Source organism: Bacteroidota bacterium, from assembly GCA_016714535.1.
Lineage (GTDB): Bacteria > Bacteroidota > Bacteroidia > AKYH767-A > OLB10 > JADKFV01.
Genome location: JADKDR010000006.1, coordinates 123,429 through 148,676, shown reverse-complemented (window position 1 = coordinate 148,676; position 25,248 = coordinate 123,429). Strand labels below are relative to the sequence as shown.

Sequence of the window (25,248 nt, the reverse complement as noted above, 5' to 3'; positions counted from 1 at the left end):
AGGTAAATTGCAATAATTAATGTAAAAAAATAATGGAGCCAACGTATATAGTAAGGGTTACTGCTTCCGAAATGGAAGAGCTTTTGCTGCTAAGCCATACCACTTTCAAAGAAGCCTTTGCCTGGGGAAATACAGATGCCAACCTACAACATTACCTGAATTATAATTTAAGCATTACTAAACTTACCGAAGAGTTAAAAAATCAGGAAAGCGAATTTTATTTTGCCAAGACAAACAATCGCATTTCGGGTTACTTGAAAATAAATTTTGCCAAGGCACAAACAGAATTGCCTCTAGGTGGCGGAATCGAAATAGAACGCATTTATGTACTTCAACAATATCATGGCAAGGGTATTGCCCAGTTGCTTTATCAAACGGCATTACAACGCGCTACAGAATTAAATGCAGCGTTTATATGGTTGGGCGTTTGGGAAAAAAATATGCGCGCCATTAGTTTTTATAAGAAGCTTGGATTTGTAGAATTTGACACTCACATTTTCCATCTTGGCGATGATGCACAATTGGATATCATGATGCGCAAAATTTTGAAGTAAAACCGTATTCATTTCTTTTAAATAATCAATTATTTAACAATTGAATGAAGTAATCACTCAGAATTGGCCTTTATATTTTTACTTCCTTTGTCCCCCTGTCTTAGATTATCTAATATGAATTTCAAAACAATTTTTCTCAGTCTAATCCTTATTCTAAATTATTCAGAATATGCGATTGCGCAATTGGGTGTAGGCGGCCTTGGTGGAGGTAATGCTGCAAAGGTGTATGATGGCAAAATATCTGGCCGCGTGATAGATGCCTCAACAAACTTGCCTGTTGAGTTTGCTACCATTGCCCTAATTAATAAAGAAAATAACCGTGCTACCGATGGTGCAGTTACTGACGAACAAGGCGAGTTCAAAATTAAAAATCTTAAAAACGGCAATTACAAACTCAACATTACTTTTATTGGATACATCACTTTCGAAATAGACAGCATTGATATAAGTGAAAAAAAAACAAATTACAATCTAGGTAAAATTGTATTGCAACCAGATCAGAAGCTGTTGAAAGAAGCTGTTGTTGAAGGCGAAGTGAGTTTGATTGAAAATAAGATTGACAAAATAGTTTTCAATGCATCAAAAGATATAACCACCAAAGGAGGCAATGCAGGCGATGTACTTAAAAAAGTGCCCATGGTATCGGTAGACCTCGAAGGCAATGTAATGTTGCGTGGCACCACTAACATACGCGTGCTTATAAATAATAAGCCATCTTCTATTATGGCATCAAGTGTAGCAGATGCTATGAAAATGATACCGGCAGATGAAATTGATAAGGTGGAAGTGATAACTAATCCGTCTGCTAAGTATGATGCCGAAGGCACAGGAGGAATTATTAATATAATCACCAAGAAGAAAAACATGGAAGGCCTGAGTGGCTCATTTAATCTTGGCCTGGGAACTCGTTCCAGCAATTTATTTTCGAACCTTAATTATCGTAAGGGCCGCGTTGGAGTTGGTGGAGGAATTGGAGGATTTGGATATTTTGGATTGGGAAACAGTGTAGCCCTTAGGCAAAACGAAACTCCCGCAGGCGATTTTTATCTAAAACAAACAGGGGATAATCAAAACACCGGTGCCGGCCCTTTTGCTCAATTAAATTTTGATATAGACCTGAGTTCGCGAAATTCTATCGCCATCAATTCACGTTTGAATAATTTTTTTAATTGGTCGAACACACAAGTTGGCAATTTTGCTTCGGCCAACAATGAGAGCTTTGCTTTCCTTTTTGATAGAGACACACGCAACAAAACCCGGTCCATCGGTTTGGATGTTAGTGTCGACTATAAGCGTAGCTTTAAAAATCCCGATAAGGAATTTTCTATCAGTGGACAGGTTACCAATAACAACCGTAATGTTGGTTACGATGCACAACAGTTTAACAATGCTAACACATTGACCTTGGACGAAACCAGTTTGAATAAAGCAGTGAACCGCGAGTACACCTTGCAAGCGGACTATGTATTGCCCATAAACAAGAAAATTGAATTTGAAACCGGGGCCAAAGGTATTCGTAGAAATGTGAACAGCGAGTTTGATTTTGAGTTATTTGATTTTGTAACACAACAGTATAACTATGATAGTATACGTAGCAATAAGTTCGACTATGACCAGGATGTGCTTGCCGCATATGCACAGTCTTCATTTAAAATAAAAACCAAGTACGGCATAAAGGCCGGTGTGCGCTATGAGCGCACCATTATTAATGGTGATTTTAGCAGAAAGGACAATGTATTGTTCACACAGGATTATGACAATATAATTCCAAGCATAACAGTTAGCTATACCGGTAAAAAGAAAAACACGTTCAAGCTGAGCTATACCCAACGCATTCAACGGCCAAGTATGCAGTTTCTTAATCCATATGTAAATGATGCCGACCCTAAGAATATTTCGTATGGTAATCCGGCCCTCGATCCGGAGCTAAGTCATAGTTTCGAAACCGGCTACAATTTTTTTAAAGGGTTTAGTTCAATCAATACTTCGCTTTATCACAGACGTACCAACAATGCAATCGAAAATATTCGTTTTGTAAACTCGAACAATGCATTGGTAAGTACCTATGCCAACATTGGAAAAAACACTTCTACCGGTGCTACCATTGGCGGCAATTATATGTACCAAATGAAACTTATGATTGGTGGAAATTTCAACGTATTCTATTATACTGTTAAAAGCACCAATGATACGATTGACTTAACAAACGATGGAATAAATTATTCAATCAATTTCTTTGGTAGCTACACATTTAAAAACGGATGGGGGATACAAAGCTATTGTAACTTCAATGGTCCGCGGTACACCGTGCAGGGCAAGGCAACTTCATTCTTTTATTATAGCCTGGGCTCGCGCAAAGAATTTAAAAATAAAAAAGGAGGATGGGGAATTGGGCTCGATAATTTTGCAACACCCTTCATAAATTTTAAGAGCGAATATAACGACCCACGCTTTACAAGTACAAGCAACAATCGCATCTTATTTTTAGGAATTCGATTTAGCGTTGATTATCGTTTTGGTAAGATGGAATTTAAAAACAACGATAAGAAAAAGAAAATTAAAAACGATGACTTAAAACAGGGTGAAGGCGATGGAATGAGGTAAGCATGAGATTACACTAAAATGTAACGGTGTGTGTAAACGTTGTTAAAATAAACTGCGGGCGAGCCAAAGGCTCGCCCGCAGTATTTTCTCTCCCCATGTTGGAGTCCTCACCAACATACAATACATACAAGTACAAAGTTTATTTACTCACCTAACAAAAAACACATCTTCCAACAATCGTGTTAAATAACATTTGCCAATCCAAAAACTTTTATAACTTTACAACATCATTTTAAAAATCTAATAATATGAAAAAATCCACTAAGCCAGAAACCCGCACTGGCACGACAATTGCGGGGGGGGGCAATCTTAGTTGCTCTTTGTTTAATTAGCAATGTAATGGTAGCGCAGTTTAAGGCGGCCACGATTCAAGAATTATCTTATCTAAAAAATCCGGGGCCGAATCCAAATTACGGATTGCTTACTAATTCAGGCAATGACATTTTAAATGCAAGTTCTTCAGGCATTCCTTTTGAATTAAAAGTAACCGTATGGGATGGTGCAATAGCAGGCATGGGATGGACTTTTACTGACCTTAATACAAACTTAGAATACACTAATATTGAAGATATGCCAACTGATATGTGGGATCCGGATGTATGCATAATTCAACGTAATTCAGATTGGTATGCATTGATTGCATATTATAATTTTATATCAAATATGCCTTTCCTTCTAGTTGAAAAATTTGACCCGATTAATAAGACCTGGAGTTTAATTAATAATTATGCACTTGGCAGTGGCCAAGTGCAAACTGCAATTAATATTGATAGCGATCAAAAAGAACACTTCTTTGTTGTTTGGGATCAGTTAAATGGAGTAGGACAACATAAAATATTCGGTGCTGCTGGCGCTTATACTAATGGTGTGGGAATAGTGTTATGCATGAATAACTATGAATTTCCAGCTTTTAAAGAACCCAACGGTGTGAATGCGGTAAATTTCCCATACACAGTGCCGGATGTTGCAGTGATGGATTTGCCACCTCAAAATAATAATCCGGGTCAAGTTAAAGTTTCCTTTATGGGTGGCACATGTAATGCAGTTCCAACCGCTACTGCAACACTAAGTGTTACAGATGAGTTTCGCTTTACAAAATTTGGGGTTTGCAATTTTATTCCAATCTCATCTAATTTAGCTTACATAAAATATGAAATGCCAGGGTTTCAATTTGTCTGGCCACGAATTGCAAGACATAGAAGAAACGGATCACTTTCGGATTTGCAAGAAGGGTTCACAGTTGTTTATGAAAAGCATCAACCTAATGCAAACATATATGATATTGCAGGTTTAACCGTGTTTTATGATTATGTTATTATTCCCGGTGTATTAACGTTGTTGGTAACCGATAATGTCTATACAGATGGCCTTTGTGAATTTAACAATAATAGTTTACAAAAATTACCTCAAATAAACAATATAATAAATAGACGACCAGTAGTTTCTTATGAAAGAAAAAGTGGTGCTGTAAATGCAGGAGCCAAGCAAATCATGTGTATTGCATTTGAACATGCTGTCAATTATTTTCAAGGAATTGGATGGTGCGCATCTTTTTACGCACATAATTCAGATGGAAGACCATTCAGTGACCCACCTTTTCCACAACTACAGAATTGGGAATATTACCGTGTTCCAGTTACTACTTCTAACCGTAGTTATGGTATTTCTGTTTCTGGCGAAATGAGCGAAAAATTTATGTATTCATTCTTTACATTCCCACAACAAGAGATACGCCATAAAGCAGTAACTTCATTTGCTCACTTAAAAAGTGGAAACAGTTTTGACAATACTGAAATAGCAGTAAGCACCGAAATGTTGTATGATAATTTCAATCCAATATTTATAAATGAAATATATTCAGACATGCAATGGTCGGACATACAAGGGAAATTATTGTGCAACAATGTAAGTGAGTTTGCAGACATTAAAGCGAGTATTAAACCAGGAATATCTTACATGAGCTATCGAGATAGAGATGGAAAAACTCAGAAAGTAAAACTTGTGAAGTTATGAAAAGGTCAGTAGTATTATTGACCTTATTGTATTATAGTTTGTTCTCTAATCCAAAATTATATTCTCAGATACCAACCTTAAACAAAGAATGGGAAGTTGTTTTGGGTAGTGAAGCAAAAGAGCAATTTGACAGAGTTGGATTTATGGTTACTGATCATTTGGGCTTTATTTATTTAGCAACAAATAGCCCATCAAATGCTATTTCTGGTAACAAAACTGATCCAAGCTGTTCTATTGCAGACTCTATTTCTACATTAGATATATGGTTAATTAAACTTGACTCGAACGGAAATATAATTTGGAATCGTTCAATTGGGGGCTTAGATGGGGAATCTGTTAATAAAATATTGATGGCACCTTCAAACAGTAAAATCGTTTTGCTTGGAGCATCAAATTCGGAAGTTAGTTGTGAAAAATCACAAAACAGGTATGATCCTAATAGAGATACTTGGACCATAGAATTAAATTTAGATAGCAACGTAATATGGGACAAACGTTACGGAAGTATTGGTAAGGATCAAATTTACACAGGAGCAATCTCAAATAATGGAAATATTATTTTGGCAGGAGAAGCTGAAATATTTACTCCTAACTTAGATGTTACCGATACCAATGTTGGATTCTTAGAAGATATTTGGCTGTTAAAATTAGATAGTTTGGGAACTAAGCTTTGGGATCAAAAATATGGAAGTACGCTGTCTGATTATGCCTATTCAATTGTTCCACTTTCTGATGAACAATTCTTGATTGTGGCGAGTACCCCCGGCCAAAAGTCAGGAGATCTTAGCGACTCTTCGTTTTCAGCAATGTTCGATTCCACTTATTATAAATTGGATAATTGGATATTAAAGATTGATGAGAATGGAAATAAGATTTGGGATAATCGTTACGGTTGCCTAATGGCTGATGATGCCCCTTCTGGAGCAGCATTGTTAAATAGCGATGGTAATGTAGTTATTGGTGCTCATTTAGGTTTATCCTCACTGCAAGGTTATTTCTATCCTTGCAATGATGGCGTTGCAGATACCACACCGCGTGGCGGCTGGGATGCATGGATTTACAAAATTGATACTGCTGATGGCCATATTATAAGTGAGAGGAGATTTGGAGGAGATCGAAATGAGGTAATCAAACAAATAAGACAAACTTCTGACAAAGGATATTTGCTTGCCTGCACATCAAACTCAAATGCAAGTTTTGAAAAAAGCGAAAATCGCATAGGAACAAATGGTCAAAACTTAAACAATTATGATATTTGGTTAGTCCGTATGGATTCGGCATTTAATATTATTTGGGACAAAACTATTGGAACCGAATGGTATGATAGAGACCCTGATATTATTGTTTTAAGTGATAGTTCATTTATCTTAGCTTGCCCCGTAGAATTAGGTAATAACTTTGATGTTGGGCTTCCAATTTTTGATACGCTTGTAACGCAATGGCAAGGTAATAAAGGCGACATCTGGGTTTCCAAATGGTACATCCCCAATCCTGCACAAGTGCAAGAAATGAGTTTGGCAAGTTTTAATTTGCACCCAAATCCTGTTACTGATATTTTGTACATCACATTGCAAAATGCAAAAAACAAAACCTATCACTTACACGTACAAGATATGCAAGGTCGCATGGTAGTTCAACGGCAACTTACTATAACAAATTCAAACACAAGCGTGCAGGAATCGCATGATTGTCGAAACAGTATATATGAGGGTAATATAGAAGGAGGGAGTAAGGAGGTGGTTAAACTGTGATGTAACGGTTAGTGTAAACGTTAGTAGAATAAAGTAATAGCGGGCGAGCCTAGGGCTCGCCCGCATGTTTTGAGTAGAAATGTTATTGCGTTAGTTTGGCCTCTTTGTCCGCGTACAACATTTTTGATATTGTATTTCTTATGGTGCTTATTTTTGGCAGTACCATCAAAGCTTGCCTAATTATCACACTGCAGCCCAAGTTGGTGTCCTCACCAACATGCAAAACTTACAAGTACAACATATATTTACTCACCACCCCAAAACTACATCTTCCAACAATCAAGAAAAAAACATTTGCCAACTTAAAAACTTTTATAACTTTACAACATCATTTTAAAAATTTAATAATATGAAAAAATCCACTAAGCCAGAAACCCGCACAGGCACAGAAATTGCGGGGGGGGGCAATCTTAGTTGCTCTTTGTTTAATTAGCAATATAATGGTAGCGCAGTTTAAGGCGGCAACGATTGCCGAAACTACTTACCAAAAGAATCCCGGGCCAACACCATCTTATGGTTTGGTTGACAACACAGGTAACGACAGCTTGATTCAAACGATTAATCAAGTCAACTACGAATTTAAGGTAACTGTATGGGATGGCTCTATTCCATCTCTTGGGTGGGATTTTGTTGACAACACCGGTTCTTACTATGGTATTGAAGATTTGCCTACAGAGGTTATGGATCCTGATGTTTGCATAATGCAACGAAATTCTGAATGGCTTGCCTGTAATTGCATACAGGGATGCGAATAATAATCAACCAAAACTTTTAGTAGAAAAATTTAATACATCCTCAAAAACTTGGTCAATTCAAAGTAACACAACCTTAGGCAATGGCAACAGTGTTCATACTGCTATAAATATAGATAGTGACCAAGACGAGCATTTTTTTGTGGTGTGGGATCAATTTGATGCCAACAATAAAGTAAAAGTATTTGGAGCTGCGGGAGCACATAATGGTAGTAACTTGCAAATTTGCATGACCAACTTGAGTTTCCTACCTTTAGAGACAAATCAGGAACAAATCAAATAGACTTCCCCTACCATTATCCCGATGTTGCCCGTAATGGATTTGCCAAACAATAATAACAATCCTGGCCAAGTAAAGGTTACTTTTATAGGAGGAACATGTGCTACATTTCCATCGGCAATTAATATGCTATGTGTAACGGATGAATTAGTATTTTCTAAATTCGGCTTATGCCAATACACAGCACCATCACAAAATCTTGACTACGAAGCAGTAGCAAAATCAGGCGAGCAAATAGCCTGGCCGCGCATAGCACGTCACCGTAGAAACGGCTCTGTAGGTTATGTACAAGAAGGCTTTACCGTAGTTTACGAATTTCATAGGCCAAGTGCCGGCTTGTATGATATAAAAGGCAAGACTGTTTTTTATGATTATGTCACCAATGCTCCTAATCTTATAATTCATGAACATGATAGGATTTATACGGATGGGGGTATAGGTGCACAATTTGTAGGTTCACAAAATATATTACCTCCTATAAACAATATACTTAACAGACGCCCTGTAGTTACTTACGAGCGCAAGAGTGGTCATGTAGATCCAAGTTCTAATCAAATAATGTGTATAGACTTTGAACATGCAATTAATATTAACCAAGCTCAAGGATTTGTTGCATCGTTCTATGCGCATAATAGCAATGGCGCGCCATTTACAGATCCGCCATTTCCTCAGCCTTCAATTATTTATATTATCAAATTCCGACCAATGTGTCTGATAGAACCTATGGTATATCCGTATCAGAATTAAGCGAAAACTTTATGTATTCGTTTTCTAATTTTATCAGCAAACCATGCATCATAAGGAGGTGTCATCCTTTGCCCACTTGCGTCAAGGCATCTTTGCTAATGCAGATGCTCCATCTATTAAATGCATTACCTTGCATAATAACTTTATGCCTGTATTTTTTAATGAAGTTAGTGAAGATATGCAATGGACCGATACACAAGGTAAACTGCTCAGCACCAATATAGGCGAAGCTGAAAGTATCATAGTGAATTTAAATCCGGGCATATCGTATATGAGTTACCGCAATGCAGATGGCTATTTTCAAAAAGTAAAACTTATTAAACTATGAGACTTATAATTACATGCAGCACAATTTTGTGCTGCATGTTTTCTATTTTCAAGCACATTGTCAAGTACCATTGTTCAATAAAAGTTGGGAAATAATATGCGGAAGTCAGGGAGTTGAATGGTTTGATAGAAACAACTTTATGGTAAAAGATTTGAATGGTAATATTTTATTGTGTAGTTACTAGCCAGTCTGGTGCTCCAACTGGTAACAAAACTGATCCAAGTTGTATGTATAACGATACAACACTAACTTCAGACTCTTGGGCAGTCAAAATTGACAGTAGTGGAAGCAAGGTTTGGGATAGAGCTTTAGGTGGCATGTATGGAGAAAAAGCCAATCATGTGATGATAGATAATAAAGGCAACTTTATAATAACAGGTGCTTCCAATTCAGAGATAAGTTGTGAAAAATCAGAATCAAGATATGATAGTAACAGGGATACTTGGACCATTTCTATTGATTTGGATAGCAATGTGATTTGGGACAAACGCCTTGGCAATACCATAGAAGATGAGTTTTTCTGTGGCGATGTTGCTCCAGATGGTAGCATAATATTGGCTGGATATTCGCTTGCCTATTATCCCAACTTTGATGTTACCGACACCAACGTTGGATTTTTTGAAGATTATTGGGTAGTAAAATTGGATAGCCTTGGCAACAAAATTTGGGATGAAAAATATGGCAGTGCTTCAACAGATTTTGCAAGTTCTGTAATTGCATTATCAAACCATGCTTATATGATTATCGGAAGTTCAAATGGTACTAAGTCGGGCGATATGCACGATTCCTCTTTTTCGCATATATTAATTAATAATTTTCGAGAGGATAATTGGATAATTAAAATTGATTCGGCAGGTAATAAAATATGGGATAAGCGCTATGGTTGTTGGACAGCAGATGATAATCATACAGGTGCATCATTATTGAATAGCGATGGGGATGTAGTAATTGGCGCCTCGCTGGGAGGATATTCTGGCCCGATGGGAGTATATCCTTGTAATGATGGTGTTGCAGATACCGTAGCTCGCGGTGTTTGGGATGCCTGGATATATAAAATTGATACAGCCGATGGTCATATTATTAATGAGCGTAGATTTGGAGGAGACTTTAACGAAGCAATTTATCAAATAAAGGAAATGCCAGATAAAGGATATATCGTTGCCCTAAAATCCAACTCAAATGCAGGATTTGAAAAGAGTGAAAACCGCATTGGTTTTAATCAACAAAATACCAATAATTATGATATATGGTTGGTACGTATGGATTCGGCATTTAATATTATCTGGGACAAAACCCTTGGAACCGATGCCTACGATTGGGGTCCCAATGTTATCCCATTAAATGATAGTACATTCATCGTGTCAGCAATTATAGAAAAAGGCAACAGCTTTGATGTTGGCTTAGCCATGTTTGATACTGTAGCCTTTGGTACAGGATGGCTACGTGGCGACATCTGGCTCTCCAAATGGTACATCCCCAATCCTGCAAATTTGCAAGAAATGAGTTTGGCAAGTTTTAATTTGTACCCAAATCCTGTTAAAGATATTTTGTACATCACATTGCAAAATGCAAAAAACAAAAGCTATCACATACATGTACAAGATATGCAAGGTCGCATGGTAGTTCAACGGCAACTTACTATAACAAATTCAAACACAATCTGCTTGAATCGCATGATTGGCAACCCCATGTATATGTGGTTAATATAGAAGGAGTGAGTAAGAAGGTGGTTAAACTGTGATGTAACGGTTAGTGTAAACGTTCGTAGAATAAAGTAATCGCGGGCGAGCCTACGGCTCGCCCGCGTATTTGGAGTAAAGGTTTTTTCTGCCTCATACGTGTCATCGCTTGTTTGGCTTGCACCTATAGCACAATCATTCCTACCACGAAAAAGGTTTGGCGCGTTCAACAATCTTAAAAATAACATTTGCCAATCCAAAAACATTTATAACTTTACAGTATCATTTTAAAAATTTATATATTATGAAAAAATATACTAAGCCAGAAACCCGCACAGGCACAGTATTTGCGGGGGGGGGGCAATCTTAGTTGCTCTTTGTTTAATTTCTAATGTGATGGTAGCGCAATATAGGGCTGCATCAATTCCTGAAACTATTTGCCAAAGTTCTTCTGGCCAAATTAATTTCCCGACTACTTACCAAACAAGCAATGATATTTTTATTGGAAATGTAAATGGCGTGAATACGGAATTTAGCATTGTTGCTTGGGCTGGTGTCAATGGCGAGTTATTTTCAATGGCGATACAATAATAATGGCACCATATTTACAGATGTTTTTAATATTCCCTATAACATGAATGATCTTGATGTATGTATTTTACTACGGCCTAATAATTGGTTTGTTCTAATTGCATATAAAGATGTTTCTATCCCCAAATTACTAGCTTATAAATTTAATCCCATAAATAAAACATTTACGTTTGTGTCTAATACCACTTTAGGCAATGGAAACGGAATTTATACAGACATCCAAATAGATAGTGATCAATCAGAACATTTTTTTGTTGTTTGGGATCAACCCAACAATACTGGAGTAATTAAAATTTTTGGTGCTTCAGGAGGAATAGCAAACAATTCTATTTCTATTTGTATGACAAATTATGAATTTCCATTATTCAATGATCCAATAAGTGGAAGCACTGTGAATCCCCCTTATTATTTTCCGGATGTTGCGGTTATGGAGCTCCCTATCCCGTCTGTTGTAGATATTCAAATGCAGGCTAGAATTACTTTTGTTGGAACTAGTTGTAGTGCTTATCCAAATTCAAGCGGGATAGTTTGTATTCCTAACGATTTTAAATCAACAGATTGGATAAATTGCACATACAGTAACTTAAGTAATACCCTTGCTTATATTAAACCCCCTCCATCAGGTACTTTGTATATGAACCCGCGTATAGCACGCCATCGCAGAGCGACTACTATATCTAATTTGCAAGAGGGATTTACTGTTGTATGGTGGACTTATGGCGGGCCTCCTAATATAAAAGGCTTTACAACTTTTTATGATTATATTACAAATTCACCAAATTTATTAATTCACACTACAGATAATACTTATACAGATGGAACCAGTTATTTTGATAATTTGATTCCACAAATTGCATTACCAAATATTACTTCAGATTTGGGCGGTATTGATATTCGGCCTGTTGTAAGTTATGAAAGAAAAAGTGGCCTGGTAAATCCAAATTCAAAACAAATCATGTGTATTGGATTCAATTTTACGGACCCTGTTTCTGGTCACTCCTCATGTGCATCATTCTATGCAAGAAATTTAAATGGCAAACCGTATTGTACACAAACAGCAAATTCGCCACAAAACGAATATTATCGTATTCCTACTAATATAATAGACAAATGCTATGGAATAGCTGTGAGTGGCGAGTTAAGCGAAAGTTTTTTATATTCATGGATTGCTCCTGTCCTTGTACCACCATCAACAAACATATACAATAAAATAGTACAGTCGGGTGCGAATCTAAAGTCAGGTGATATGCAACATACTTCTGTGAATTATGAAATATTGAATGATCAATTTATTTCAGTAAATTTAAGTAATGCAACTAAGATAGTGTCCTTAATTGATATACAAGGCAAATCAGTAGTAAATGCAGAAAATATGCAAGTAAATAATTTGCAAGAATTAAATCAAGGTTTTTACTTACTAAGCTATTTGGATGCAAGTGGTGATGCCAATACAGTAAAAGTAGTAAAGCTATGAAAACCTGTGGGTTAATTTTCATACAGCTTGTTTTTCCTATTTTAATTTTAGGTCAGCCAGTCTTTAATAAATCTTGGGAAAAAATGATTGGAAGTCAAGGTAATGATTGGAATGGCTTTTATAAAAATTTTTTATTCAGAGATAGTAAAGGTTTTATATATATAGCTGCTAATTCCATTTCAGGTATACCTTCAGGCACCAAAACAGACCCTAATTGCATTCTAAATGATACTACTATTCCACCGCACGATATGTGGATAATAAAGTTAGATAGCATGGGTAATCAAATATGGGACAGAACTTTAGGTGGTTTAAACATTGATGTTGAATTTTGTATGTATCTAAGAAAAAATGGAAATTTATTAATAACCGGCTTTTCAAATTCTAAACAGAGTTGTGAGAAATCGCAAAATAATTACCAGAATGATTATGATGGATGGACAGTGGAATTGACTACTGATAGCGAAGTAGTATGGAACAGAAGATTGGGCACTAATTGTCTTGATAATTTTTATGAAATAGCAGAAGCACCAGATAGCAGCATATTATTGGGAGGGTATGCAGAATGTTTAAATCCGGGACACGATCTCACCGATACCAATGTGGGTTTTTTTGATGATATTTGGTTTGTAAAGTGCGATAAAAATGGCAAAAAGATATGGGATCAAAAATATGGTTCAACCGGAATTGAATATATAACTTCAATTATACCTTTATCAGATTATAGTTACATAATAATTGGTAGAACCGAAGGGCAAAAATCGGGCGATGTAAGCGACTCATCATTTTCCGAAAAATTTGATCCCACTTATTTTAAGCTAGATAATTGGATATTAAAAATAGATTCATCCGGTAATAAAATTTGGGACAAACGATATGGTTGTTTAAAAGCCGATGACGCCCCGGGTACAGCCCTTTTAAATAGTCAAGGTAATTTGGTGATTGGTGCTACATTAGGTTTGTCATCATTACAAGGGATATTTGAACCTTGCAATGATGGTGTTGCAGATACAGTAGCACGAGGCAGTGTTGATGCATGGATTTATATGATTGATACTTCAAGTGGAAATATCTTAAATGAAAAACGATTTGGCGGTGATCTTCATGATGGCATATTGCAGATAATTGAAATGAATGATAAGGGCTATTTAGTTTTATGCAATTCCAACTCACATGCAGGCTTTGAAAAATCAGAAAACCCCAAAGGCAATCAACAAGTTACTCATTTTGATATTTGGTTGGTGCGCATGGATAGTGCATTTAATATTATATGGGATAAAACAATAGGGGGGCTTGGCAATGAATATGGTAATGTAATAGTGTTAAACGACAGTACATTCATAATTGCATCAACAGTTGACTCAGGCGATAATTTTGATATTGGAGTTAGCTCAATTGATACAGTTGGCTTTCCTTGGAAGTACGACATCTGGCTCTCCAAATGGTACATCCCCAATCCTGCAAATTTGCAAGAAATGAGTTTGGCAAGTTTTAATTTGCACCCAAATCCTGCTACTGATATATTGTACATCACGTTGCAAAATGCAAAAAACAAAACCTATCACTTACACGTACAAGATATGCAAGGTCGCATGGTAGTTCAACGGCAACTTACTATAACAAATTCAAACACAATCATGCTTGAATCGCATGATTGGCAACCCGGTGTATATGTGGTTAATATAGAAGGAGTGAGTAAGAAAGTGGTTAAACTGTGATGTAACGGTACGTGTAAACGTTCGTAGAAAGTAATCGCGAGGGCGAGCCGTAGGCTCGCCCGCATTGTTTTTGGAGTAAAGGTTTTTTTCTGCCTCATACGTGTCATCGCTTGTTTGGCTTGCACCTATAGCACAATCATTCCTACCACGAAAAAGGTTTGGCGCGTTCAACAATCTTAAAAATAACATTTGCCGTTTCAAAAACTTTTATAACTTTACAACATCATTTTAAAAATTTAATAATATGAAAAAATCCACTAAGCCAGAAACCCGCACAGGCACAGTATTTGCGGGGGGGGGGCAATCTTAGTTGCTCTTTGTTTAATTAGCAATATAATGGTAGCGCAGTTTAAGGCGGCAACGATTGCCGAAACTACTTACCAAAAAAATCCCGGGCCAACACCATCTTATGGTTTGGTTGACAACACAGGTAACGACATCTTGATTCAAACGATTAATCAAGTCAACTACGAATTTAAGGTAACTGTATGGGATGGCTCTATTCCATCTCTTGGGTGGGATTTTGTTGACAACACCGGTTCTTACTATGGTATTGAAGATTTGCCTACAGAGGTTATGGATCCTGATGTTTGCATAATGCAACGAAATTCTGAATGGCTTGCCTTAATTGCATACAGGGATGCGAATAATAATCAACCAAAACTTTTAGTAGAAAAATTTAATACATCCTCAAAAACTTGGTCAATTCAAAGTAACACAACCTTAGGCAATGGCAACAGTGTTCATACTGCTATAAATATAGATAGTGACCAAGACGAGCATTTTTTTTGGTGTGGGATCAATTTGATGCCAACAATAAAGTAAAAGTATTTGGAGCTGCAGGAGCACATAATGGTAGTAACTTGCAAATTTGCATGACCAACTATGAGTTTCCTACCTTTAGAGACAAATCAGGAACAAATCAAATAGACTTCCCTTACCATTATCCCGATGTTGCCGTAATGGATTTGCCAAACAATAATAACAATCCTGGCCAAGTAAAGGTTACTTTTATAGGAGGAACATGTGCTACATTTCCATCGGCAATTAATATGCTATGTGTAACGGATGAATTAGTATTTTCTAAATTCGGCTTATGCCAATACACAGCACCATCACAAAATCTTGACTACGAAGCAGTAGCAAAATCAGGCGAGCAAATAGCCTGGCCGCGCATAGCACGTCACCGTAGAAACGGCTCTGTAGGTTATGTACAAGAAGGCTTTACCGTAGTTTACGAATTTCATAGGCCAAGTGCCGGCTTGTATGATATAAAAGGCAAGACTGTTTTTTATGATTATGTCACCATGCTCCTAATCTTATAATTCATGAACATGATAGGATTTATACGGATGGGGGTAGGTGCACTTTTTATAATACTTCAAATACAAAATTGCCTACAATAAATACCATACTTAACAGACGCCCAGTAGTTACATACGAGCGCAAGAGTGGACATGTAGATCCAAGTTCTAAGCAAATAATGTGTATAGCCTTTGAACATGCAATTAATATTAACCAAGCTCAAGGATTTGTTGCATCGTTCTATGCACATAATAGTAATGGTGCGCCATTTACAGATCCGCCATTTCCTCAGCCTTCCAATTATTTATATTATCAAATTCCGACCAATGTGTCTGATAGAACCTATGGTATATCCGTATCAGGGGAATTAAGCGAAAACTTTATGTATTCGTTTTCTAATTTTTATCAGCAAACCATGCATCATAAGGAGGTGTCATCCTTTGCCCACTTGCGTCAAGGCATCTTTGCTAATGCAGATGCTCCATCTATTAAATGCATTACCTTGCATAATAACTTTATGCCTGTATTTTTAATGAAGTTAGTGAAGATATGCAATGACCGATACACAAGGTAAACTGCTCAGCACCAATATAGGCGAAGCTGAAAGTATCATAGTGAATTTAAATCCGGGCATATCGTATATGAGTTACCGCAATGCAGATGGCTATTTTCAAAAAGTAAAACTTATTAAACTATGAGACTTATAATTACATGCAGCACAATTTTGTGCTGCATGTTTTCTATTTTTCAAGCACATTGTCAAGTACCATTGTTCAATAAAAGTTGGGAAAAATAATATGCGGAAGTCAGGGAGTTGAATGGTTTGATAGAAACAACTTTATGGTAAAAGATTTGAATGGTAATATTTATTGTGTAGTTACTAGCCAGTCTGGTGCTCCAACTGGTAACAAAACTGATCCAAGTTGTATGTATAATGATACAACACTAACTTCAGACTCTTGGGCAGTCAAAATTGACAGTAGTGGAAGCAAGGTTTGGGATAGAGCTTTAGGTGGCATGTATGGAGAAAAAGCCAATCATGTGATGATAGATAATAAAGGCAACTTTATAATAACAGGTGCTTCCAATTCAGAGATAAGTTGTGAAAAATCAGAATCAAGATATGATAGTAACAGGGATACTTGGACCATTTCTATTGATTTGGATAGCAATGTGATTTGGGACAAACGCCTTGGCAATACCATAGAAGATGAGTTTTTCTGTGGCGATGTTGCTCCAGATGGTAGCATAATATTGGCTGGATATTCGCTTGCTTATTATCCCAACTTTGATGTTACCGACACCAACGTTGGATTTTTTGAAGATTATTGGGTAGTAAAATTGGATAGCCTTGGCAACAAAATTTGGGATGAAAATATGGCAGTGCTTCAACAGATTTTGAAAGTTCTGTAATTGCATTATCAAACCATGCTTATATGATTATCGGAAGTTCAAATGGTACTAAGTCGGGCGATATGCACGATTCCTCTTTTTCGCATATTTTAATTAATAACTTTAGATACGATAATTGGATAATTAAAATTGATTCGGCAGGTAATAAAATATGGGATAAGCGCTATGGTTGTTGGACAGCAGATGATTATGCAGGTTCGGCCATATTAAACAGTGATGGGGATGTAGTAATAGGTGCTGAGTTGGGAGGATATTCTGGCCCAATGGGATCGTATCCATGTAATGATGGAGTAGCAGATACAGCAGCAAGAGGAGATAGTGATGCATGGATTTATAAGATAGACACAGCAGATGGTCATATAATTAACGAGCGTAGATTTGGTGGTGATCGTGGCGATGGCATTTATCAAATAAAAGAATTGACAGACAAGGGATATATCATTGCCCTAAAGACTAACTCAAATGCAGGCTTTGAAAAGAGTGAAAACCGCATTGGTTTTAATCAACAAAACGTAAACAATTACGATATATGGTTGGTGCGTATGGATTCAGCATTTAATATTATCTGGGACAAAACCCTTGGAACCGATGCCTACGATTGGGGTCCCAATGTTATCCCATTAAATGATAGTACATTCATCGTGTCGGCAATTATAGAAAAAGGCAACAGCTTTGATGTTGGCTTACCCATGTTTGATACTGTAGCCTTTGGTACGGGATGGCAACGTGGCGACATCTGGGTTTCCAAATGGTACATCCCCAATCCTGCGCAAGTGCAAGAAATGAGTTTGGCAAGTTTTAATTTGCACCCAAATCCTGTTAAAGATATTTTGTACATCACATTGCAAAATGCAAAAAACAAAAGCTATCACTTACACGTACAAGATATGCAAGGTCGCATGGTAGTTCAACGGCAACTTACTATAACAAATTCAAACACAATCATGCTTGAATCGCATGATTGGCAACCCGGTGTATATGTGGTTAATATAGAAGGAGTGAGTAAGAAGGTGGTTAAACTGTGATGTAACGGTTAGTGTAAACGTTCGTAGAATAAAGTAATCGCGGGCGAGCCGTAGGCTCGCCCGCAGTGTTTTGGAGTAAGGGCTTTTTTCTTCCTGATATGTGCTATTTCCTGCATGATTGGTTCATACTTAAGGCGTATTTATTTTAACCACAAAAAAAGTCTAACGCTAACAACAATCAAGAAAAAAACATTTGCCAATTCAAAAACTTTTATAACTATACAACATCATTTTAAAAATCTAATAATATGAAAAAATCCACTAAGCCAGAAACCCGCACTGGCACGACAATTGCGGGGGGGGGGCAATCTTAGTTGCTCTTTGTTTAATTAGCAATGTAATGGTAGCGCAGTTTAAGGCGGCAACGATTGCCGAAACTACTTACCAAAAAAATCCCGGGCCAACACCATCTTATGGTTTGGTTGACAACACAGGTAACGACATCTTGATTCAAACGATTAATCAAGTCAACTACGAATTTAAGGTAACTGTATGGGATGGCTCTATTCCATCTCTTGGGTGGGATTTTGTTGACAACACCGGTTCTTACTATGGTATTGAAGATTTGCCTACAGAGGTTATGGATCCTGATGTTTGCATAATGCAACGAAATTCTGAATGGCTTGCCTTAATTGCATACAGGGATGCGAATAATAATCAACCAAAACTTTTAGTAGAAAAATTTAATACATCCTCAAAAACTTGGTCAATTCAAAGTAACACAACCTTAGGCAATGGCAACAGTGTTCATACTGCTATAAATATAGATAGTGACCAAGACGAGCATTTTTTTGTGGTGTGGGATCAATTTGATGCCAACAATAAAGTAAAAGTATTTGGAGCTGCAGGAGCACATAATGGTACTAACTTGCAAATTTGCATGACCAACTATGAGTTTCCTACCTTTAGAGACAAATCAGGAACAAATCAAATAGACTTCCCCTACCATTATCCCGATGTTGCCGTAATGGATTTGCCAAACAATAATAACAATCCTGGCCAAGTAAAGGTTACTTTTATAGGAGGAACATGTGCTACATTTCCATCGGCAATTAATATGCTATGTGTAACGGATGAATTAGTATTTTCTAAATTCGGCTTATGCCAATACACAGCACCATCACAAAATCTTGACTACGAAGCAGTAGCAAAATCAGGCGAGCAAATAGCCTGGCCGCGCATAGCACGTCACCGTAGAAACGGCTCTGTAGGTTATGTACAAGAAGGCTTTACCGTAGTTTACGAATTTCATAGGCCAAGTGCCGGCTTGTATGATATAAAAGGCAAGACTGTTTTTTATGATTATGTCACCAATGCTCCTAATCTTATAATTCATGAACATGATAGGATTTATACGGATGGGGGTATAGGTGCAATTTTCTATAATACTTCAAATACAAAATTGCCTACAATAAATACCATACTTAACAGACGCCCAGTAGTTACATACGAGCGCAAGAGTGGACATGTAGATCCAAGTTCTAAGCAAATAATGTGTATAGCCTTTGAACATGCAATTAATATTAACCAAGCTCAAGGATTTGTTGCATCGTTCTATGCACATAATAGTAATGGTGCGCCATTTACAGATCCGCCATTTCCTCAGCCTTCCAATTATTTATATTATCAAATTCCGACCAATGTGTCTGATAGAACCTATGGTATATCCGTATCAGGGGAATTAAGCGAAAACTTTATGTATTCGTTTTCTAATTTTTATCAGCAAACCATGCATCATAAGGAGGTGTCATCCTTTGCCCACTTGCGTCAAGGCATCTTTGCTAATGCAGATGCTCCATCTATTAAATGCATTACCTTGCATAATAACTTTATGCCTGTATTTTTTAATGAAGTTAGTGAAGATATGCAATGGACCGATACACAAGGTAAACTGCTCAGCACCAATATAGGCGAAGCTGAAAGTATCATAGTGAATTTAAATCCGGGCATATCGTATATGAGTTACCGCAATGCAGATGGCTATTTTCAAAAAGTAAAACTTATTAAACTATGAGACTTATAATTACATGCAGCACAATTTTGTGCTGCATGTTTTCTATTTTTCAAGCACATTGTCAAGTACCATTGTTCAATAAAAGTTGGGAAATAATATGCGGAAGTCAGGGAGTTGAATGGTTTGATAGAAACAACTTTATGGTAAAAGATTTGAATGGTAATATTTATTGTGTAGTTACTAGCCAGTCTGGTGCTCCAACTGGTAACAAAACTGATCCAAGTTGTATGTATAATGATACAACACTAACTTCAGACTCTTGGGCAGTCAAAATTGACAGTAGTGGAAGCAAGGTTTGGGATAGAGCTTTAGGTGGCATGTATGGAGAAAAAAGCCAATCATGTGATGATAGATAATAAAGGCAACTTTATAATAACAGGTGCTTCCAATTCAGAGATAAGTTGTGAAAAATCAGAATCAAGATATGATAGTAACAGGGATACTTTGGACCATTTCTATTGATTTGGATAGCAATGTGATTTGGGACAAACGCCTTGGCAATACCATAGAAGATGAGTTTTTCTGTGGCGATGTTGCTCCAGATGGTAGCATAATATTGGCTGGATATTCGCTTGCCTATTATCCCAACTTTGATGTTACCGACACCAACGTTGGATTTTTTGAAGATTATTGGGTAGTAAAATTGGATAGCCTTGGCAACAAAATTTGGGATGAAAATATGGCAGTGCTTCAACAGATTTTGCAAGTTCTGTAATTGCATTATCAAACCATGCTTATATGATTATCGGAAGTTCAAATGGTACTAAGTCGGGCGATATGCACGATTCCTCTTTTTCGCATATTTTAATTAATAACTTTAGATACGATAATTGGATAATTAAAATTGATTCGGCAGGTAATAAAATATGGGATAAGCGCTATGGTTGTTGGACAGCAGATGATTACCATACTGGTGCATCCTTATTGAATACCGATGGTGATGTGGTGATTGGTGCTTTGTTGGGAGAATATTCTGGCCCGATGGGATCGTATCCATGTAATGATGGAGTGGCTGATACTATAGCAAGAGGTATTGATGATGCATGGATTTATAAGATAGACACAGCAGATGGTCATATTGTAAATGAGCGAAGGTTTGGTGGAGATAAAGGCGAGGCAATTATTCAAATAAAAGAATTGACCGACAAGGGATATATCATTGCCCTAAAGACTAACTCAAATGCAGGATTTGAAAAGAGTGAAAACCGCATTGGTTTTAATCAACAAAACGTAAACAATTACGATATATGGTTGGTGCGTATGGATTCAGCATTTAATATTATCTGGGACAAAACCCTTGGAACCGATGCCTACGATTGGGGTCCCAATGTTATCCCATTAAATGATAGTACATTCATCGTGTCGGCAATTATAGAAAAAGGCAACAGCTTTGATGTTGGCTTACCCATGTTTGATACTGTAGCCTTTGGTACGGGATGGCTACGTGGCGACATCTGGGTCTCCAAATGGTACATCCCCAATCCTGCAAAAGTGCAAGAAATGAGTTTGGCAAGTTTTAATTTGCACCCAAATCCTGTTAAAGATATTTTGTACATCACGTTGCAAAATGCAAAAAATAAAACCTACCACTTACACGTACAAGATATGCAAGGTCGCACAGTAGTTCAACGGCAACTTACTATAACAAATTCAAACACAATCATGCTTGAATCGCATGATTGGCAACCCGGTGTATATGTGGTTAATATAGAAGGAGTGAGTAAGAAGGTGGTTAAACTGTGATGTAACGGTTAGTGTAAACGTTCGTAGAATAAAGTAATCGCGGGCGAGCCGTAGGCTCGCCCGCAGTGTTTTGGAGTAAAGGTTTTTTTCTGCCTCATACGTGTCATCGCTTGTTTGGCTTGCACCTATAGCACAATCATTCCTACCACGAAAAAGGTTTGGCGCGTTCAACAATCTTAAAAAAAATATTTGCCAATTCAAAAACTTTTATAACTTTACAACATCATTTTAAAAATCTAATAATATGAAAAAATCCACTAAGCCAGAAACCCGCACTGGCACGACAATTGCGGGGGGGGGGCAATCTTAGTTGCTCTTTGTTTAATTAGCAATGTAATGGTAGCGCAGTTTAAGGCGGCCACGATTCAAGAATTATCTTATCTAAAAAATCCGGGGCCGAATCCAAATTACGGATTGCTTACTAATTCAGGCAATGACATTTTAAATGCAAGTTCTTCAGGCATTCCTTTTGAATTAAAAGTAACCGTATGGGATGGTGCAATAGCAGGCATGGGATGGACTTTTACTGACCTTAATACAAACATAGAATACACTAATATTGAAGATATGCCAACTGATATGTGGGATCCGGATGTATGTATAATTCAACGTAATTCAGATTGGTATGCATTGATTGCATATTATAATTTTATATCAAATATGCCTTTCCTTCTAGTTGAAAAATTTGACCCGATTAATAAGACCTGGAGTTTAATTAATAATTATGCACTTGGCAGTGGCCAAGTGCAAACTGCAATTAATATTGATAGCGATCAAAAAAGAACACTTCTTTGTTGTTTGGGATCAGTTAAATGGAGTAGGACAACATAAAATATTCGGTGCTGCTGGCGCTTATACTAATGGTGTGGGAATAGTGTTATGCATGAATAACTATGAATTTCCAGCTTTTAAAGAACCCAACGGTGTGAATGCGGTAAATTTCCCATACACAGTGCCGGATGTTGCAGTGATGGATTTGCCACCTCAAAATAATAATCCGGGTCAAGTTAAAGTTTCCTTTATGGGTGGCACATGTAATGCAGTTCCAACCGCTACTGCAACACTAAGTGTTACAGATGAGTTTCGCTTTACAAAATTTGGGGTTTGCAATTTTATTCCAATCTCATCTAATTTAGCTTACATAAAATATGAAATGCCAGGGTTTCAATTTGGCTGGCCACGAATTGCAAGACATAGAAGAAACGGATCACTTTCGGATTTGCAAGAAGGGTTCACAGTTGTTTATGAAAAGCATCAGCCCAATGCAAACATATATGATATTGCAGGTTTAACCGTGTTTTTTGATTATGTTATTATTCCCGGTGTATTAACGTTGTTGGTAACCGATAATGTTTATACTGATGGAAGCGCTGTATTTAATAATGATCCATCAAAAAAATTACCTCAAATAAACAATATAATAAATAGACGACCAGTAGTTTCTTATGAAAGAAAAAGTGGTGCTGTAAATGCAGGAGCCAAGCAAATCATGTGTATTGCATTTGAACATGCTGTCAATTATTTTCAAGGAATTGGATGGTGCGCATCTTTTTACGCACATAATTCAGATGGAAGACCTTTTACTGAAACAATTGGTCAAACACCAAATTGGTTGTTTTATCGTGTTCCATTTGTTACATCTAACCGTAGTTATGGTATTTCTGTTGCTGGCGAAATGAGCGAAAAATTTATTTATTCTTTCTTTACATTTCCTCAACAAGAGATACGTCATAAGACAGTAGCTTCATTTGCACATTTAAAAGAAGGAGCGGGGTTTGCGAATAACGAAATATCAATAAACACTGAAATATTGTACGATGATTTTAATCCAATGTTTATTAATGAAATATATTCAGACATGCAATGGACGGACATACAAGGGAAATTATTGTGCAACAATTCAAGTGAGTTTGCAGACATTAAAGCAAGCCTTAAACCGGGAATATCTTACATGAGCTATCGAAATAAAGAAGGAGTTCATCAAAAGGTAAAGCTCGTGAAATTATGAAAATATTTGTTGTTCTAATCATTGTAATCGTCAGCTTGTATATCACAGAAAGCTCTTCGCAAGTTCCTTTACTAACGAAAGAATGGGAAAAAATGTTTGGGTCAGAAGGAGTAGAGTTTAGTTATCGAAATTCGATAATTGTATCTGATATAAACGGAAATATTTATCTTGCAACTACAAGTGTTTCAGGTGCTGCATCTGGAAATAAATTTGACCCAAGTTGTTCAATAGTAGATTCAATTACGGAGGCAGATATTTGGCTCGTTAAATTAGATTCAGCTGGAAATCAAATATGGGATTGGGCCATCGGAGGGTTAGAATGGGAAGAAATCAACTCTATTATGATGAGTAATGATAAAAATAAAATTATTTTAGCAGGTGGTTCCAATTCAGATATAAGTTGCGAAAAGTCACAAGGCAGATATGATCCATATCATGATACATGGCTAATAGAAGTAGATTTAGACAGTAATGTTATATGGGATAAACGGTATGGTAGTGTTTATAAAGAAAGAGTTTACACAGGAGCCATTACGAATAATGGTAATATAATAATAGCAGGTGAGAGTGAAGCATTTTCTCCTAATCTGGATGTTACTGATACTAATGTTGGATTCTTTGAAGATATTTGGCTGTTAAAATTAGACAGCTTAGGTAATAAACTATGGGATCAAAAATATGGAAGTACGCTTTCTGATTATGCCCAGGCACTCGTTCCACTTTCTGATGAACAATTCTTGATTGTGGCGAGTACCCCCGGCCAAAAGTCAGGAGATCTTAGCGACTCTTCTTTTTCTGCCATGTTTGATCCCACTTATTATAAATTGGATAATTGGATATTAAAGATTGATGCGAATGGAAATAAGATTTGGGATAATCGTTACGGTTGCCTAATGGCTGATGATGCCCCTTCTGGAGCAGCATTGTTAAATAGCGATGGTAATGTAGTTATTGGTGCTCAATTAGGTTTATCCTCACTGCAAGGCAATTTCTATCCTTGCAATGATGGTGTTGCAGATACCACACCGCGTGGCGCCTGGGATGCCTGGATTTATAAGATTGATACTGCCGATGGCCATATTATAAGTGAGAGGAGATTTGGAGGAGATCGAAATGACGTAATCAGACAAATAAGACAAACTTCTGACAAAGGATATTTGCTTGCCTGCACATCAAACTCAAATGCAAGTTTTGAAAAAAGTGAAAATCGCATATGAACAAATGGTCAAAACTTAAACAATTATGATAT

The 25,248-nt window shown here is 36.9% G+C and carries 25 protein-coding genes; all 25 read left to right on the top strand.

Features of this window, described 5'->3' with window-relative positions:
• The first annotated feature begins 32 nt into the window (after window positions 1-32).
• The 25 genes from IPO27_10260 (at window position 33) to IPO27_10140 (ending at window position 25,216) form a co-directional block, all read left to right on the top strand.
• Window positions 33-554, top strand: a complete 522-nt coding sequence (locus tag IPO27_10260) for a GNAT family N-acetyltransferase (GenBank protein MBK8846894.1) — start codon at window positions 33-35, stop codon at window positions 552-554.
• Between the two features lie 114 nt (window positions 555-668).
• Window positions 669-3,158, top strand: a complete 2,490-nt coding sequence (locus IPO27_10255) for a TonB-dependent receptor (GenBank protein ID MBK8846893.1) — start codon at window positions 669-671, stop codon at window positions 3,156-3,158.
• A gap of 339 nt (window positions 3,159-3,497) precedes the next feature.
• Window positions 3,498-5,171 (top strand): hypothetical protein, encoded by a 1,674-nt coding sequence (locus IPO27_10250; protein ID MBK8846892.1) that lies wholly within the window; start codon window positions 3,498-3,500, stop codon window positions 5,169-5,171.
• A complete protein-coding gene (locus tag IPO27_10245) occupies window positions 5,168-6,922 on the top strand; it encodes a hypothetical protein (protein MBK8846891.1) in 1,755 nt (584 codons plus the stop codon). Before IPO27_10250 ends, IPO27_10245 begins: the two co-directional genes overlap by 4 nt.
• A gap of 440 nt (window positions 6,923-7,362) precedes the next feature.
• On the top strand, window positions 7,363-7,677 hold the full coding sequence (locus tag IPO27_10240) for a hypothetical protein (protein MBK8846890.1): 315 nt from the start codon (window positions 7,363-7,365) through the stop codon (window positions 7,675-7,677).
• Complete coding sequence (locus IPO27_10235; protein ID MBK8846889.1) at window positions 7,646-7,957, top strand: hypothetical protein; 312 nt, start codon at window positions 7,646-7,648, stop codon at window positions 7,955-7,957. Before IPO27_10240 ends, IPO27_10235 begins: the two co-directional genes overlap by 32 nt.
• A gap of 21 nt (window positions 7,958-7,978) precedes the next feature.
• A complete protein-coding gene (locus IPO27_10230) occupies window positions 7,979-8,701 on the top strand; it encodes a hypothetical protein (protein MBK8846888.1) in 723 nt (240 codons plus the stop codon).
• Window positions 8,702-8,744: 43 nt separating this feature from the next.
• Entirely contained in the window at window positions 8,745-9,029 is a 285-nt protein-coding gene (locus IPO27_10225; protein ID MBK8846887.1) for a hypothetical protein, read from the top strand.
• Between the two features lie 155 nt (window positions 9,030-9,184).
• Entirely contained in the window at window positions 9,185-10,738 is a 1,554-nt protein-coding gene (locus IPO27_10220; protein ID MBK8846886.1) for a hypothetical protein, read from the top strand.
• A gap of 366 nt (window positions 10,739-11,104) precedes the next feature.
• On the top strand, window positions 11,105-11,299 hold the full coding sequence (locus IPO27_10215) for a hypothetical protein (GenBank protein MBK8846885.1): 195 nt from the start codon (window positions 11,105-11,107) through the stop codon (window positions 11,297-11,299).
• Window positions 11,268-12,773 carry a hypothetical protein gene (locus IPO27_10210; protein MBK8846884.1) on the top strand — a complete coding sequence of 502 codons (1,506 nt, stop codon included), beginning with the start codon at window positions 11,268-11,270 and terminating at the stop codon, window positions 12,771-12,773. The genes IPO27_10215 and IPO27_10210 overlap by 32 nt, the downstream gene beginning before the upstream one ends.
• Before the next feature lie 83 nt (window positions 12,774-12,856).
• Window positions 12,857-14,491, top strand: coding sequence for a T9SS type A sorting domain-containing protein (locus IPO27_10205; GenBank protein ID MBK8846883.1), 1,635 nt, complete (start codon window positions 12,857-12,859; stop codon window positions 14,489-14,491).
• A 336-nt stretch (window positions 14,492-14,827) separates the two neighbouring features.
• The gene (locus IPO27_10200; GenBank protein MBK8846882.1) at window positions 14,828-15,316 is read left to right on the top strand and encodes a hypothetical protein; all 489 of its coding nucleotides are present in this window, start codon (window positions 14,828-14,830) and stop codon (window positions 15,314-15,316) included.
• Window positions 15,283-15,816, top strand: coding sequence for a hypothetical protein (locus IPO27_10195; protein MBK8846881.1), 534 nt, complete (start codon window positions 15,283-15,285; stop codon window positions 15,814-15,816). The genes IPO27_10200 and IPO27_10195 overlap by 34 nt, the downstream gene beginning before the upstream one ends.
• A gap of 68 nt (window positions 15,817-15,884) precedes the next feature.
• Complete coding sequence (locus IPO27_10190) at window positions 15,885-16,370, top strand: hypothetical protein (protein MBK8846880.1); 486 nt, start codon at window positions 15,885-15,887, stop codon at window positions 16,368-16,370.
• Complete coding sequence (locus IPO27_10185) at window positions 16,351-16,494, top strand: hypothetical protein (protein MBK8846879.1); 144 nt, start codon at window positions 16,351-16,353, stop codon at window positions 16,492-16,494. The genes IPO27_10190 and IPO27_10185 overlap by 20 nt, the downstream gene beginning before the upstream one ends.
• 85 nt (window positions 16,495-16,579) lie before the next feature.
• Window positions 16,580-17,209, top strand: coding sequence for a hypothetical protein (locus IPO27_10180; GenBank protein ID MBK8846878.1), 630 nt, complete (start codon window positions 16,580-16,582; stop codon window positions 17,207-17,209).
• Window positions 17,210-17,232: 23 nt separating this feature from the next.
• Window positions 17,233-18,234 carry a T9SS type A sorting domain-containing protein gene (locus tag IPO27_10175; GenBank protein MBK8846877.1) on the top strand — a complete coding sequence of 334 codons (1,002 nt, stop codon included), beginning with the start codon at window positions 17,233-17,235 and terminating at the stop codon, window positions 18,232-18,234.
• 340 nt (window positions 18,235-18,574) lie between these two features.
• Window positions 18,575-20,248: a hypothetical protein gene (locus IPO27_10170; GenBank protein ID MBK8846876.1), complete on the top strand. Its 1,674-nt coding sequence runs from the start codon at window positions 18,575-18,577 to the stop codon at window positions 20,246-20,248.
• Window positions 20,245-20,604 (top strand): hypothetical protein, encoded by a 360-nt coding sequence (locus IPO27_10165; protein MBK8846875.1) that lies wholly within the window; start codon window positions 20,245-20,247, stop codon window positions 20,602-20,604. The genes IPO27_10170 and IPO27_10165 overlap by 4 nt, the downstream gene beginning before the upstream one ends.
• A gap of 47 nt (window positions 20,605-20,651) precedes the next feature.
• Window positions 20,652-20,963, top strand: a complete 312-nt coding sequence (locus IPO27_10160; protein ID MBK8846874.1) for a hypothetical protein — start codon at window positions 20,652-20,654, stop codon at window positions 20,961-20,963.
• Window positions 20,964-20,986: 23 nt separating this feature from the next.
• Entirely contained in the window at window positions 20,987-21,991 is a 1,005-nt protein-coding gene (locus tag IPO27_10155; GenBank protein MBK8846873.1) for a T9SS type A sorting domain-containing protein, read from the top strand.
• 336 nt (window positions 21,992-22,327) lie between these two features.
• On the top strand, window positions 22,328-22,822 hold the full coding sequence (locus tag IPO27_10150; protein MBK8846872.1) for a hypothetical protein: 495 nt from the start codon (window positions 22,328-22,330) through the stop codon (window positions 22,820-22,822).
• Window positions 22,755-23,999 carry a hypothetical protein gene (locus tag IPO27_10145; protein MBK8846871.1) on the top strand — a complete coding sequence of 415 codons (1,245 nt, stop codon included), beginning with the start codon at window positions 22,755-22,757 and terminating at the stop codon, window positions 23,997-23,999. The genes IPO27_10150 and IPO27_10145 overlap by 68 nt, the downstream gene beginning before the upstream one ends.
• A gap of 92 nt (window positions 24,000-24,091) precedes the next feature.
• On the top strand, window positions 24,092-25,216 hold the full coding sequence (locus tag IPO27_10140; protein ID MBK8846870.1) for a hypothetical protein: 1,125 nt from the start codon (window positions 24,092-24,094) through the stop codon (window positions 25,214-25,216).
• The last annotated feature ends 32 nt before the right edge of the window (window positions 25,217-25,248 follow it).